The sequence below is a fragment of the Nocardia spumae genome, from assembly GCF_020733635.1.
GTDB classification, from domain to species: Bacteria; Actinomycetota; Actinomycetes; order Mycobacteriales; family Mycobacteriaceae; genus Nocardia; species Nocardia spumae.
This window is the reverse complement of record NZ_JAJFZL010000001.1, coordinates 3298183-3311295: the sequence shown is the minus strand read 5'-3', so window position 1 is coordinate 3311295 and position 13113 is coordinate 3298183. Positions and strand designations below refer to the sequence as shown.

Here is a 13113-nt window from a genome sequence, read left to right as displayed (position 1 = left end):
GTCAGCGCCCCAACGGCGGCGGAATCAGCACGGCGCGTCCGGTGATGTCGCCGGCGCGCAGACGCTGGTAGATCTCCGCCCCCTCGGCCAGTGGGTAGGGGGTGGCCGAGACGTGCAGGGCCCCGCGTCGCGCCATATCGATCACCGCGACGAGGTCCGCGCGCGGACCCCAGAACGGTGCGGTGACCCGCCAGCCCGCGGCGAGACCGACGGTCTTGCCGACCTCGATCAGTGCGCCCGCACTACCCACCAAAGCCAGGCGGCCACCCGGGGCGAGCAGGTGCGTCGCGGGCTGCGCGGTATCCGGTGCGCCGGCGAAATCGATGATCACATCCGCGCCGTCGGACACCGCCGTTCGCAGAGAGTCCACATCGTGATACGCCCCTTCGGCGCCCAAGCGCAAGGCCATATCACGGGCGTCCGCCCGGTTGTCGACGGCGAGAATCCGGCCGGCGCCCATATCGCGAAGAATCTGCACGCCGAGGTGACCGAGCCCGCCGACCCCGATCACGACACAGGTCGCGTGCGCATCGATCAGGTCGGCGTGCTCGTGCACCGCGTGGTAGGCGGTCAGACCCGCGTCGGTCAGCGGTGCGACCACGACCGGATCCAGACCGTCGGTGCGGACGAGATGCCGGGCCGACGGGACCAGCATCGCCTGGGCCAGGCCGCCGTGATATCCGAGTCCGTTGCCGATCGGCGCGGGCGCGCCGGTCGCACGCGGCCGCAGCCGCAGGCAGTAGTTCTCCCGGCCCCGCGCACAGTTGCGGCAGTGTCCGCAACTCCAGATACCATGCACCACAACGGTTTCGCCGAGCCATCCCGGTTCGACGTCCGGTCCGGCCGCGAGCACCGTGCCGGCGACCTCGTGGCCGAGCGTGAGTGGCAGCGGGCAGTCGAAACTCGCCGCCGCCGAGTCCATGACATGCAGATCGGATCGGCACAGTCCGGCCGCGGTGACCTGCAGGACGAGTTCCTCGCCGACGGGCTGGGGTACCGGCACTTCCCGCAGCACCGGGGGTCTGCCCCACTCGGTCAGCTGTACTGCCAACATCAGCGGGCCGTCCATCCGCCGTCGACCACCACCGTCTGGCCGGTCACGTACGACGATGCCGCCGAGGCAAGGAACAGCACGGCGCCGTCGACCTCTCCGACGGAACCTCCTCGGCCGAGCATCGTGTTGCGTCGCACCCAGCCTGCCGACTTGTCGTTGTTGAACAGCCCGTCGGTCATCTCGGTATCGAACCACCCGGGTACGACCGCATTGACGCGAATCCCGCGATGTCCCCACTGACCGGCGAGTTCGCGAGTCAGGCCGAGAACCCCCGCCTTGGAGGCGGCATAGCTCGCCCCGCCGATCGGCGCGGTCGAGGCCAGCCCGATGATGGAGGAGATGTTGATGATCGACGCGTCGCGCCCCTCCGGCAGCGCGGTGGCCGCGGCAAGGGCGAGGTGGAAACCGGCGAGCAGATTCACCTCGAGCAGGGCGGCGAAACCCGCGGCCGATTCCTGCTCGGCGTGTGGGGGCCCAGCCATGCCGGCGTTGTTGACCAGCACGTCCAGGCGGCCGGTCTGTTCGTAGCAGCGATCGACCAACGCCCGACGGTCCTCGTCGAGGGTCACATCGCAACGGACCGGCACGATGCCAGGGTCACGCTCGGCCAGGGCGGTCAGCCGGTCGGTCCGGCGGGCCACGGCGAACACCGTGGCCCCGGCACCGGCGAGCGTCTTCGCGAATCCGAGTCCGAGGCCCGACGAGGCGCCGGTGACAACGGCGGTCCGCCCGTGCAAGCCGAACAGCCGGGTGAGGGTATCGGCAGGCGTATTGTCGGTCAGCACAGCATCCGCCTCAGTACACCGCGGTCCGGCCACCGTCGACCGGAATGACCGCGCCGGTGGTGTAACTCGCGGCGTCACCCGCCAAATGCGTGACGAGCCCGGCGATCTCCTCCGGCCTGCCCAGCCGTCCCGCAGGTAGCCGATCGACGATCTTCGAGATGAACTCGTCGTCCCAGTGCTCGGCCATATCGGTCGCGAAGCCGCCCGGCAGGACGCAGTTCACCCGCACGGTCGGCGCGTACGCCTGGGCGAACGCGAGGGTCAACGCGTTGAGCCCGCTCTTCGCGGCGGCGTACATCGTTTCCGGCGGGCTGGGCCGCAGGGCCCCGATGCTGGAGATGTTGATGATCGATCCGCCACCGGCGGCGGCCATCCGGGCGCCGGCCACGGCCATCAGCCGGAACGGGCCCTTCAGATTGACCTCGATGGTCTTGTCCCACAGTGCTTCCGTCACGGACGTGAGATCGTCGGCCACCGGTGCGATACCCGCATTGTTGACGACGATATCCAGCCGAGCGAACTCCGCGATGATCCCGTCGATGGCCGGCTCGATGCCGTCCCACCTCCCTACATGCAGTTCCAGCGGGTGGGCGCTGCCGACTGGGGAATCACCCAGTGCCGCAACCGCTTCCACACAAGCGGAGAGCTTGCGGCTCGACACGATCACGGTGGCGCCCGCGTCGCGCAATCCCCGGGCGATGGCCAGGCCGAGCCCTCGGCTGGCGCCGGTGACAAGTGCGACCTTGCCGGTCAGATCGGATGTGTTCATCGGTAGTTCTCCACCTCGAGACGAGCGATTGTGCGCAGATGCACCTCGTTGGGACCGTCGGCGATCTGCAGTGCCCGGGTGATGGCATGCATCCGGGCCAGGACGGTGTCGTTGCTGACTCCGGCCGCGCCAAAGGTCTGCACGGCGCGATCGACGACGGTGTGTGCCACCTCCATCGCCGCGACCTTGATCGCCGCGACTTGTGAGCGCACCGCGGCGTTGCCCTGGGTGTCCATCAGCCAGGACGAGTGCAGCACCAGCAGCCGGATCTGATCGATCTCGATGCGGCTGCGCGCGATCCACTCGCGGACCACGCCGCGATCGGCGAGCGGACCACCGAAGGCGGTGCGCTCCAACGCCCTGCGGCACATCAACTCCATGGCCCGTTCGGCCATGCCGATGGCGCGCATCGCGTAATGCATCCGACCCGGCCCGAGCCGGCCTTGAGCGATGGCGAAACCGTCGCCTTCGGCGCCGAGCATGTTCGCCGCGGGGACCCGGACGTCGGTGAATTGGACCTCGCCGTGACCGAGACGATCGTGGAAGCCGAACATCGGCAGATCGCGCAGCACCTCGATGCCGGGGGCGTCGGCGGGCACCAGGATCATGCTCTGCTGGCGGTACGTCTTCGCCTCCGGATCGGATTTGCCCATGAAGATGATCAGCTTGCAATCCGGATCGAGAACTCCGGAGGTGTACCACTTGCGCCCGTTGAGGACGTACTCATCACCGTCGCGGCGAATCGTCGAGGTGATGTTGGTGGCGTCCGAGCTGGCCACCGCAGGCTCGGTCATCGCGAAGGCGGAGCGAATACTGCAGTCCAGCAAGGGTTTCAGCCACTGCTGCTTCTGCTGTTCGGTGCCGTACATGGCCAGGATCTCCATGTTGCCGGTATCCGGCGCCGAGCAGTTGATCGCCTCGTTGCCGATCACCGACCGGCCGACCACCTCGGCCAGCGGCGCGTACTCGAGGTTGGTGAGTCCGGCGCCCAAGCCGTCGTGGGTCATGAACAGGTTCCACAACCCCCTGCGTTGGGCCTCGGCCTGCAGATCCCGCATGATCTGCGGCTGCTCGTGCTGGTCGGCGGCCGCTGCGATCTGCGCGTCGTACACCGGCTCGGCCGGATACACGTGGCTGGTCATGAAGTCGTCGAGTTCGACGAGCAGATCCTGGGTTCGGGCAGAGTAGGAAAAGTCCACAGTGCGGCTCCTGAGCGGGAGGTCGAGAGTCAACCGGCGAGTAGCGCGGTCCCGGTCTCGATGAGGCGGGTGATGGTGGCAGGCAGTTTTTCCTGGTCCGGATCGTGATGCCGGCCTTCGCGATGCCGGCGCAGGTTGTGGCCCATGATCGCGGCCATCTTGAGCCGTCCGAGCGCGTCGAACCAGGTCTGCTCGGCGAGCGAGGGCCCCCCGGCGCAGTAGATGTCGAGCAGTTCCGCCGCGCTGGGCAGGCCGGGCACCTGCCGGCCGACACCGGGGAAATTGCTGCCGTCCGCGAAGACGTGAAACCAGCCGAGTTCCACCCGCGGATCACCCGTGCTCCAGATCTCCCAGTCGATCAGAGCGACCGGTTCCGGCCCCGCGGAGATGATGTTGCCCAGGCGATAGTCGCCGTGCACGAGCCCCGGCGTGATCGGCTCGGGGATCCGGCGTTCGAGCAACGCCAGCAGCCGGTCACCGCCGGCGACCAGTTCGGGGGGCACGGCGCCGAGAGTGCGCGCCCAACGGGCGAGTTCCTCGGCCGGGGTGAGCGCGGGCGCGGAAATACCGGCCGCGTCCACCGCGTGTAGCGCGGGCAGCAGCTGTGCGGCGCGGCGCATCCGGGCCGCGGCCAGCTCCGGTGCGACCGCGGGATCGTCGAGCACCGGCTCCAGCGACTCACCGGCGACGAGTTCCATGGCGAACCAGGCGGGTTCGTCGCTGTCCACCACTGCGATACGCGGCACCGGCACCGGTGTCTGCGCGAGTAGCTGCATGATGCGGGCTTGGCGCAGCATGTCGTGGCGGCCGATCGGCTTGCTGCCCTCCGGCACGGCCTTGACGACATACGGCTCGCCGGTGGTTTCTGCCCGGAAGGTCAGGCCGGAATGGCCACCGGGCAGCCGTTCGAAGGACGTGAGTCGCACGTCGAGATCGGTGCGCAGCCGCGCCGCGACCCGCTGTTCCAGTGTCGGGCTCATGGGCGCGGCTCCTTGGGCAGGCCGAGTACTCGCTCGGCGATGATGTTGTGCTGTATCTCGTCGGTGCCGCCGGCGATCCGGTATCCGGGCGCGCCGAGCACATGTTCGGTCCACGCGAAGGTGCCCCACACACCGGAATCGGCGACCAGGTCGCGGCCGAGCAGCAGCCGCACGACCTCGGAGGTCCGGGCCATCGTGTCGGTGGCCAGCAGCTTCCCGATCGATGCCTCGGGGCCGGGGTCGCGCCCGGCCACCACGGCCGCGGCGACCCGCATGGCGGCCACACGCTGCACATAGCCGCGGGTCACCAAGTCGGCCACCCGGTCGCGTTCGAGTTCGGTCAGACCACGAGACAGATTCCCGGCCAGCGCGATCGCGCGATCGGCATTGGCCAGGCCCAGGTTGGCGCCGTCCAATCGCTCGGCTGCCAGCACGGTCAGTGCGACCTGCCAGCCCTTGCCGACGGGCCCGAGCCGGTCGCCGTCGCCGAGGCGGACGTTGTCGAGGTAGACCTCGTTGAAAGAACTTCCTCCGGTCATCTGCCGGATAGGGCGCACGGTGACGCCGGGAGCATCCATCGGCACCAGGAATACGGTCAGGCCGGCATGTTTGGCGACGCCCGGATCGGTCCGGCACACCGCGACGCCGATGTCGGCGATCCGGGCGCCGGAGGTCCACACCTTGTGCCCGTTGAGAATCCACGCGCCGTCGTGCGTGCGGACCGCGCGGGTCCGTACAGCGGCCAGATCCGACCCGGCCTCGGTCTCGGAGAAGAGCTGGCAGGCGATGACATCGGTGCGGAGCATGGCACGGACGTACCGCTCCCGCTGCTCCTCGGTGCCCCACTGGTCGATCGTCGGCGCCACCAATTGCTGTGTCACCGAGAACATTTCGGTGCGCTTCGGCAGGTCGAAGGCCTCCTCGGCGCGCCGGAAGGCGAGTACGTACGACAGTGGGAGCTCGCGGCCGCCGTAGCCGCGCGGCCAGTTCAGCGCACCCCAGCCGGCGTCGAATTTGGCGCGTTCGTAGGCACGCACGCGGTCGGTCTCGGCCCGCTCCTGTGCTTCGGTCCAGTTTTCGAAGACCGCGACCGAATCGGATCCACTACCCCAGGGACTCTCGGTGCGGGGTGCGGCCACACCGGCGAGCCAGGATGTGGCTTGTTCGACGAACTGGGCCAAATCGGGAATTGAAGGTTCGGTCACTGCTTTTCTCTCGATCGCTCTGCTCGGCTCACACCGAGAGCACGGTGCAGGCGCTGATCCCGGGTGCCCCGTAGACGTGGGTGAACCCCACCCTCGGCGTTCCCGGAACCTGTCGGGCGCCCGCGGCACCGCGCAGCTGGGTGATGATCTCGTGGACCTGGCGGAGCCCAGAGGCGCCGATCGGCTCACCGTTGGCGATGCAGCCACCGTCGGTGTTGACCGGCAGGCGTCCACCGATTTCGGTGTCGCCCGCGGCGAGCATCGCCTCCTGCTCGCCATGTTCACAGAAGCCGCATTCGGCCATGTGCATGATCTCCGCACCGCTCTCGGTGTCCTGCAGCTGTGCGACGTCGATGTCGGCGGGCCCGATGCCCGCCTCCTCGAACGCCGCGGTCGCCGCGTCGGAGCTCACGCTGACCGGTTCGCCGCCGCCCGAAACGGCCGGGCTGAACACCTCGAACGAGCCGAAGCGGCGGGTGCGGTGACTGATCGCGCGCAAGCGGATGCCACGTGCGCCGAGGCGGCGGGTCACCGATTCGCTCGCCACGATCACCGCGGCGCCACCTGTACCGGGTGAGCAGAACATGAACCTGGTCAGCGGGTCGTTCACCATGGGGGCCGCGGCGATCTCCGCCGCGGACATCGGTTCTCTCCGCCAGGCGTTGGGGTTGAGACTGCCGTTGCGGTAAGCCTTTTCGGCGACCTTGGCCAGCGTCAGGGTCGAGATGCCGTGCAGCCGCATGTACCGGTTGATCTTCGCCCCGAAGAATTGCGTGGTGACCATGAGCCCGGCCTCGCCGTAACCGTGCGGCAGCCCCCATTCCTCCGGCGTCGGATCGAACGCACCGCGCGGATGCTTGTCGAACCCGACGGCCAACGCGATCTCGGCGGTACCGGAGCGCACGGCGTTGACCGCCCCGAGCAGTGCGCTACCGCCGGTCGCGCAGCCGTTCTTGACGTTGGTGAACGGTATTCCGGTGAAGCCCAATTCGGCGACGAGGGTGTCGGCCAGACCGGAGCTGTCGCTGCCGCCGCACGCCAATTGGATGTCCCGCCAGCGTAATCCGGCATCTTCGAGCGCGGCGTTGATCGCCACGACCGCGAGCTGCCTGCCGCTGCGGTCCGGTTGCCTGCCGAACCGGGACAACCCGGTGCCGATGATCGAGACCGACGGTGTCACTGCGCCTTGCCTTCCTGAATGAACGAGCGGGTCGCGAACCGGGGCACCGGCGCGACGGCGACCAGCCGCACCTGTGCCCCGTGCAGTTCGGCGAAGTCGGTGCAGTCCAGAACCGCCTCGATCCTGACGCCTTCCGGAAGTTCGACATATCCGACCGCGAACGGTGAAAACCCCTCGGCCGGAGGCACATAGGGCGGCGACTTGGGTGCGCACCGCTGCACGGTGTAGGCCCAGACCACGCCGTGATCGCTGAGCGGAATCGCGGTCGCGGTCGGGGTGGCACACCGTCCGCACATCGTGCCGGCCGGGTATGCGACGGTGCCGCAGGTCGTGCATCGGCTGCCCTCGAGTGTGCGGAGTTCCGCAACGCCCATGTCTTTTCCTTCCGAAATCGGCTGAAAGGCTTGAACCGATCAGTGATTCAGCGACCGACCCATTTCGGCTCGCGCTTCTCCAGGAAGGCGGACACGCCCTCGGCCGCGTCCTCGGACTGCAGCGCGTTGCCCACGGCCAGGTGCTCCATCACCATCAGCGACTGGATGTCGGCGTCCAGGCCGCGGTCGATGGTCATCTTGGTGAGCTTCATCGCGAACGGGCTCTTATCGGCCAGCGGGGCAACGAAATCGGCGACCAGCTGGTCGAGCTCGGCGGCCGGGGCGGAGGCATTGATGAGATCGAACGCGGCGGCTTCCCGGCCGCTGAGCAGCTTGCCGGTCAGCATCAGCTCCTTGGTCTTGCGAATGCCGATCATGCGCGGCAGCCGGTAGATCGGGCCCGCGCCGCCGAACAGGGCCCGGCGGATGTGGAAGTCGCCGATCTTGGCGTCGTCGGCCGCGACGGCGAAATCGCAGGAGATCATCAGCTCGAAACCACCGGCGGTGACGTAACCCTCGAGTACCGCGACCGATGGGGTATTCATCGAGTACAGGCGGTCGCAAACCTTCGCGGACAGCACCGCGACATCCATCGCGTTGGTCTGGCCGACGTAGTTCGCGCGCAGTTCGTTGAGGTCGAAGCCCGAGCAGAAGGTGTTACCCCGGCCGCGCAGGACCAGGACCTTGAGGTTGGGGTCGTTGTCGACCTCGACGATGATCTCGTCGAGGCGGTGCAGCAGTTCGACGGTGACGGCGTTCTTGACGTGCGGGCGGTTGAGCCACACCCGCGCAATCTCGCCGTCCTTCTCGAGCACGATGTGGTCGGTGTCGATCATGTGAGTGGCCTCTTTCTGTCGAGGAAGTTTCCTGAACTGGATTCACTTCAGTTCTACCGTGTGATCCCGCTCGCCGTCAATACACCGTTCACAATCCGACGAGGGCGGCTATCGTGCCGCGGTGAGCTCGGGAACCGCCTTGTGCCGCTTCGTTTCCCATGACCCGACGGAAATAGGAGTGGGCCGGATGCTCCCAGGTGAAGCCGATCCCGCCGTGCAGTTGGACAGCCTCGGCCGCCGTCTGGACAGCCGCGTCGGTGCAGACTGCACCCGCCACCGCGACCGCCAGCCGTGCCGCGTCCGGATCCTCCGCGTATGCCGCGGCCGCATAGCGGGAGGCGGATCGCGCGCGCTCGAGCAGGACCAGCAGATCGGCGAGGCGATGTTTGACGGCCTGGAAGGAGCCGATGGCCCGGTCGAATTGGCGGCGAGTCGAGGTGTAGGACACGGTCGTCTCGAGCAGCATGTCGATGATGCCGGTGTTCTCGCTGGCGAGGGCGAGTGTGGCGAGATCGCGCAAGCGGGTGGCCGCGGTGGCAGTATCGTCCGGCTCGGTGAGCCCGACCGCCGGAGCGGCCCGTAGCGTCACGTCCGCCTGCCGGCGGGTGGGGTCCAGGACCATTCGCTCGGTTCGCAGGCAACCCTCGCCCGGACGCATGGCAAACAGGCGGCGTCCATCCGAGCAGTGCGCCGACGCAACGATCACGTCGGCGGTTCCGCCACACACCAGATGGGTGACCGTGCCGTCGACGACCCATCCGGCCGGCGTCCGGACCGCACGCAGATCGTCGGTGGTGGTTTCGAGAGCGCTGACGGTGGCCAGCAGGTCACCGGCCAATACGCCTGCCAGCAAGAGATCATCGTCGCCGGGGCGAGTCAGGAGCAGGGCCTGTACGCCCAGCACGGCGGAGCTGTAGACCGGCTCGCAGACCAGCGCGCGCCCGCACTCCTCGAGAATCGTCGCCAGTTCGGCCACACCGTATCCCAGCCCGCCGCGATCCTCGGATGCGGCGAGTGCGGTGACCGACATGTCGTCGACGAGGGCCCGCCACAGCGATGCCGAGAACCCGCGTTCGGTGGACGCGGCCTGGCGGACCTGGGCGATATCGCCGCGTTTGGTCAGCAGCGCCCGGAGGGACTCGCGAAGGGCGGACTGCTCGGGGCCGGGTATGAATCCGGTCGGTTCGGAATGTGGCCAGCGGACTTCACCTGCGTTGACCTGCGGTGCGGACATGATTCTCCATTAGAGTTGAGTTCAGTTCGATTACTGAGGGTAGCCACCGACGCACTCGACAAGAAGGCCTTGGCTGAACTAAGTTCATTTCATGAGTTATCCGATCGAGGACTACTACGCCGTCGTCGACTCCGGCAAGCTGAGTAATGCCGTGGACCTGCTCGCCGCGGACGTCGAGTTCGTCATGGTGCTGCCGTCCGGAGTGCGAACGGGCCGTGGCCGCGCCGCCATGCTCGAGTATCTGAGTGGGAGGCCCGATGTCGACCGCAAGCATCGGGTGCTCCGGGTGGCGACCGACGGTGACATGCAGTTCGCACACGGTGCGGTAATCGAGAACGGCACGGCGACCACCGGATACTTCGTCGCCGCCATGCACTTCGACGCAGCTGGCCGCATCGACCGCTACCAGGTTACGTTCAACGCCGAATTCCCTGTTCTGCCAGGGGGTTTCACTCCCGAAGGAGCACAACGAGCATGACGGCCACCGCCGCGACGCCGACCCTCGCACGCTGGTTCGAATACATGGACTCCGATGACCCGGATCGGGTACTGACCATGATTTCGCCCGATTTCGTCATGTCGGTGCAGTTCTCACGGGGCGCCGGGCAGAGCACGGAGTTCGTCGGGGACCACGCTGGCTTGATCAGCTACCTGCAACAGCGGGAGAAGAGCACACTCGTCCATCACATCGACGCGGGCGCCGTGGCCGGTGGATGCGAACTGGTACTTGGCCGGACGACTCGGGCGGGGGCGTTCGAGGCATCGTTCAACGCCTCGGCCCAGTTCGACACCGACGGCAAAGTACGGCGACTGCTCATCGCCCGCACGCCCGAGGTTGCGTTCGAGGGTGTTACCTGAATCCACTTCAATAAATGTTCCCGGTGTGCTACACGGCTCGGCACCAGGGCCACCAACTCGACACGATCAAACGCATCCGTCCTCACCACTACGCCAACACACCTCCGGGGGACCCGTGCCCGACATGAACAGAAAACTCTGCCTTGCTCGACGCCCGTCGGGCCAGGTCCGCGAGAAGGACCTGGAACTGCGAGCATTCCCCCTGGACCCCCTCGGTCCCGGGGAAGCTCTGGTGCGGAACACATGGCTATCGATCGACCCGTCCGTGCGCATCCGGCTCGACGCGACGACACCGCTCGGCTACCTCCCGCCGCTGCAGCCCGGCGATCCGCTCCCCGGCCTGGCCCTGGGCGAAGTGGTCGACTCACGGCACCCCGAACTCGCTGTGGGAGACCTCGTCTCGCACATTCACGGATACCGCGACTTCGCGGTGGTCGGCGGCGACACCGGCACCATCGGCGGCTACGGCGGCCTCACCCATCTCGATACTGGCGGCCTGCCCGAGCAGTGGTTCCTCGGCCCGCTCGGCAGCACGGGACTCACCGCCTACGCGGGCCTGGTAGCGGTGCTACAGCTACGCGACATCGACACCATCTGGGTATCGGCGGCCGCGGGCGGCGTCGGCGGCGTCGCCGCGCAGCTCGCGCGCCTCCGGGGCGCCACCGTCATCGGCTCGGCGGGCAGTGCCGACAAAGTGGACCGGCTGCGCCGCGAGTTCGGCATCCTGGCATTCGACTACCGCACCGACCCTCCCGCCGAGGCTCTCGCGGAGCTCGCCCCCGCGGGCATCGACGCCTACTTCGACAACGTGGGCGGTGACCATCTGTCCGCCGCCCTGCGCAACATGCGCACCGCCGGGCGAATCGCGTTGTGCGGGGCGGTTTCCCAGTACGACGGCTGGTCTGGCGCGGGCCCGGTCGATCTGTTCGCAATGGTTTCGAAACAGCTGCGGATGCAAGGCTTTCGCGCCGGATCCTTTCTGCACCTCGAGCCGGCGATGCGCGCCGAAATCGGCGGGCATATCACCGCCGGTCGGCTGGTGCACCGGGAGACAGTGTTCGACGGACTCGAGCGATCGGCAACCGCACTGCGCGCACTCCTCGCGGGCCGGACGACGGGAAAGACTCTGTGCCGACTCAGCCACGACTGATCTGACCCGAGCCCTCATTCGCGCCCCCGCCGGCAAATGGCACACAGCTACTTGTTCGACACATCGACCGGCTCCTGGGGCTGCTGCACGGATAGGTCACACTGTCACCTCATCGTGCAGCAGCCCCCTTCGAACCGGCAAACGTTGGTGGACAATGCACCAGGCACTCGTGTCCGCGGCCGAGCATCGTCGGTAAGCCATCCCTCCCCATCACATGGAACACGTACCTGAGTAACCGTCCTACGCTGAGGCGGTGCGCAACGAAGATCGATGAGGAGACTGCGTGTCCAAGGCTGTTCCGGAGTGGCAAGCCATCGTCAACTCTCCATCAGAAGCACTCCTCACTGCTGCGGACCGGCTCACGGAGAGCGGGATCGTCGGGGTCTCGGCGGCTTACTCCACCACATTCGGCACTGTCACCGGCGACTTCGTCCTCACCGCGAATGGGTACGCGACCGGCACGATCAAAGACAACTATGGCTGGGACCAAGCCGAATTTCTCGCGTCGCCGACCATCAGCGCTGTGCGCGGCGACGTCGACTGGTGGGCGCGACGAGCGCCCCGTCAGATCAGTCAGCTCGCGGACAGGTGGATTCGCCTCGACCGGGACATCGACTGGACCAACCCCGACCAGGGCGGAGCGTTCGCGGTCGACATCGTCGACACACTCAGTCCCAATGGTCTCGCCGACGCCATTCGGGCTATCGCGCCCCTGGCCTCCGTCGATATGTCAGAAGTATCCGATGACTACGACATCTTCGGTCAAATAACTGTCACGGCGGGCAAATGGACCGTCGTGCTGCACGGGACTGCACCGCACGACGTATCGGGTATCTGGATGCCACTCGTCGGCGGCATCGTCGACCGGTCCGCAGTTCAAGACGTCGCTGCCGACCCGCAGTCCGACGATGACGACGTACCCCCGTGGGACGAGGCGGGTAGGCCAATGGGGATAAACGTCTCGATAACCACCCGGTCTGGCCACGCTGGAGCGCTTCAGATCCGAGCCGACCGCGTGCTCGCGGACGACGACCGACTCGCTACCGGGGCCCCCGCCCAAGTCGGTCTCACCGAACACGCAAGCCGCGTCGGCAACCTCCTCCTGGAAACGGCAACAGCACTCGATGACCCCGACAATCCAGGGCAGGCGCTCGATCACGTACTTGCCGGCCTCCATGATCTGGAACCGGTAATTGTGACAAAGCCCCCGGATGTCATTGTCGGAGTTGATGTTTCACCGATTCTCACGCCTGCGATTGTTCTGATCAATGTACTCACCGCCCGCGTCGCGAACCTCGAAAATTCGTCCCGAGACACGGTGATATCGACCCTCCGCGATCACCTTGATGCCGCCGCCCGACACGCACCCCCACCCCACGGCCCAACCGCCGCGATGTAGACGCCGCTCGCGCCATGACCTGGCGCGCGAGACCTGCCCTACCATCCGCGCCAACCCCGGCATTGTGCGCATGCCCCATACAGCTGTCCG

The 13113-nt window shown here is 67.3% G+C and carries 14 protein-coding genes; 4 read left to right on the top strand and 10 right to left on the bottom strand.

The features are described 5' to 3' along the window. Position 1: 1 nt before the first annotated feature. The 10 genes from LKD76_RS14750 to LKD76_RS14705 all read right to left on the bottom strand — a co-directional run bounded on the left by LKD76_RS14750 (position 2) and on the right by LKD76_RS14705 (position 9616). A complete protein-coding gene (locus LKD76_RS14750; protein ID WP_227981900.1) occupies positions 2-1054 on the bottom strand; it encodes an NAD(P)-dependent alcohol dehydrogenase in 1053 nt (350 codons plus the stop codon). Continuing rightward, complete coding sequence (locus tag LKD76_RS14745) at positions 1054-1836, bottom strand: SDR family NAD(P)-dependent oxidoreductase (RefSeq protein WP_227985251.1); 783 nt, start codon at positions 1834-1836, stop codon at positions 1054-1056. Before LKD76_RS14745 ends, LKD76_RS14750 begins: the two co-directional genes overlap by 1 nt. Before the next feature lie 13 nt (positions 1837-1849). After that, positions 1850-2608 (bottom strand): SDR family NAD(P)-dependent oxidoreductase, encoded by a 759-nt coding sequence (locus LKD76_RS14740; protein ID WP_227981899.1) that lies wholly within the window; start codon positions 2606-2608, stop codon positions 1850-1852. Then, positions 2605-3807, bottom strand: a complete 1203-nt coding sequence (locus tag LKD76_RS14735; RefSeq protein WP_227981898.1) for an acyl-CoA dehydrogenase family protein — start codon at positions 3805-3807, stop codon at positions 2605-2607. Before LKD76_RS14735 ends, LKD76_RS14740 begins: the two co-directional genes overlap by 4 nt. A gap of 29 nt (positions 3808-3836) precedes the next feature. After that, positions 3837-4787 carry a phosphotransferase family protein gene (locus LKD76_RS14730; RefSeq protein WP_227981897.1) on the bottom strand — a complete coding sequence of 317 codons (951 nt, stop codon included), beginning with the start codon at positions 4785-4787 and terminating at the stop codon, positions 3837-3839. After that, positions 4784-5977: an acyl-CoA dehydrogenase family protein gene (locus LKD76_RS14725; protein WP_372465986.1), complete on the bottom strand. Its 1194-nt coding sequence runs from the start codon at positions 5975-5977 to the stop codon at positions 4784-4786. Before LKD76_RS14725 ends, LKD76_RS14730 begins: the two co-directional genes overlap by 4 nt. 43 nt (positions 5978-6020) lie before the next feature. Continuing rightward, positions 6021-7172, bottom strand: coding sequence for a thiolase family protein (locus tag LKD76_RS14720; protein ID WP_227981895.1), 1152 nt, complete (start codon positions 7170-7172; stop codon positions 6021-6023). After that, the gene (locus LKD76_RS14715) at positions 7169-7546 is read right to left on the bottom strand and encodes a Zn-ribbon domain-containing OB-fold protein (protein ID WP_227981894.1); all 378 of its coding nucleotides are present in this window, start codon (positions 7544-7546) and stop codon (positions 7169-7171) included. Before LKD76_RS14715 ends, LKD76_RS14720 begins: the two co-directional genes overlap by 4 nt. 47 nt (positions 7547-7593) lie before the next feature. Beyond that, complete coding sequence (locus tag LKD76_RS14710; RefSeq protein WP_227981893.1) at positions 7594-8382, bottom strand: enoyl-CoA hydratase/isomerase family protein; 789 nt, start codon at positions 8380-8382, stop codon at positions 7594-7596. Between the two features lie 88 nt (positions 8383-8470). Next, a complete protein-coding gene (locus LKD76_RS14705) occupies positions 8471-9616 on the bottom strand; it encodes an acyl-CoA dehydrogenase family protein (RefSeq protein ID WP_227981892.1) in 1146 nt (381 codons plus the stop codon). 91 nt (positions 9617-9707) lie between these two features. On the opposite strand from LKD76_RS14705, the gene LKD76_RS14700 reads away from it, so the two are divergent. The 4 genes from LKD76_RS14700 to LKD76_RS14685 all read left to right on the top strand — a co-directional run bounded on the left by LKD76_RS14700 (position 9708) and on the right by LKD76_RS14685 (position 13023). Further along, the gene (locus LKD76_RS14700) at positions 9708-10094 is read left to right on the top strand and encodes a nuclear transport factor 2 family protein (protein WP_227981891.1); all 387 of its coding nucleotides are present in this window, start codon (positions 9708-9710) and stop codon (positions 10092-10094) included. Beyond that, positions 10091-10474, top strand: a complete 384-nt coding sequence (locus tag LKD76_RS14695) for a hypothetical protein (RefSeq protein WP_227981890.1) — start codon at positions 10091-10093, stop codon at positions 10472-10474. Before LKD76_RS14700 ends, LKD76_RS14695 begins: the two co-directional genes overlap by 4 nt. Before the next feature lie 124 nt (positions 10475-10598). Next, on the top strand, positions 10599-11624 hold the full coding sequence (locus LKD76_RS14690) for an MDR family NADP-dependent oxidoreductase (RefSeq protein WP_227981889.1): 1026 nt from the start codon (positions 10599-10601) through the stop codon (positions 11622-11624). 283 nt (positions 11625-11907) lie between these two features. Continuing rightward, positions 11908-13023, top strand: coding sequence for a hypothetical protein (locus LKD76_RS14685; RefSeq protein ID WP_227981888.1), 1116 nt, complete (start codon positions 11908-11910; stop codon positions 13021-13023). Positions 13024-13113 lie beyond the last annotated feature (90 nt).

Coding starts and splice junctions, on each gene's coding strand:
- LKD76_RS14730 (WP_227981897.1), bottom strand. CDS start 4,787: ATGAGCCCGACACTGGAACAGCGGGTCGCGGCGCGGCTGCGCACCGAT.
- LKD76_RS14715 (WP_227981894.1), bottom strand. CDS start 7,546: ATGGGCGTTGCGGAACTCCGCACACTCGAGGGCAGCCGATGCACGACC.
- LKD76_RS14710 (WP_227981893.1), bottom strand. CDS start 8,382: ATGATCGACACCGACCACATCGTGCTCGAGAAGGACGGCGAGATTGCG.
- LKD76_RS14695 (WP_227981890.1), top strand. CDS start 10,091: ATGACGGCCACCGCCGCGACGCCGACCCTCGCACGCTGGTTCGAATAC.
- LKD76_RS14700 (WP_227981891.1), top strand. CDS start 9,708: ATGAGTTATCCGATCGAGGACTACTACGCCGTCGTCGACTCCGGCAAG.
- LKD76_RS14740 (WP_227981899.1), bottom strand. CDS start 2,608: ATGAACACATCCGATCTGACCGGCAAGGTCGCACTTGTCACCGGCGCC.
- LKD76_RS14705 (WP_227981892.1), bottom strand. CDS start 9,616: ATGTCCGCACCGCAGGTCAACGCAGGTGAAGTCCGCTGGCCACATTCC.
- LKD76_RS14750 (WP_227981900.1), bottom strand. CDS start 1,054: ATGTTGGCAGTACAGCTGACCGAGTGGGGCAGACCCCCGGTGCTGCGG.
- LKD76_RS14690 (WP_227981889.1), top strand. CDS start 10,599: ATGAACAGAAAACTCTGCCTTGCTCGACGCCCGTCGGGCCAGGTCCGC.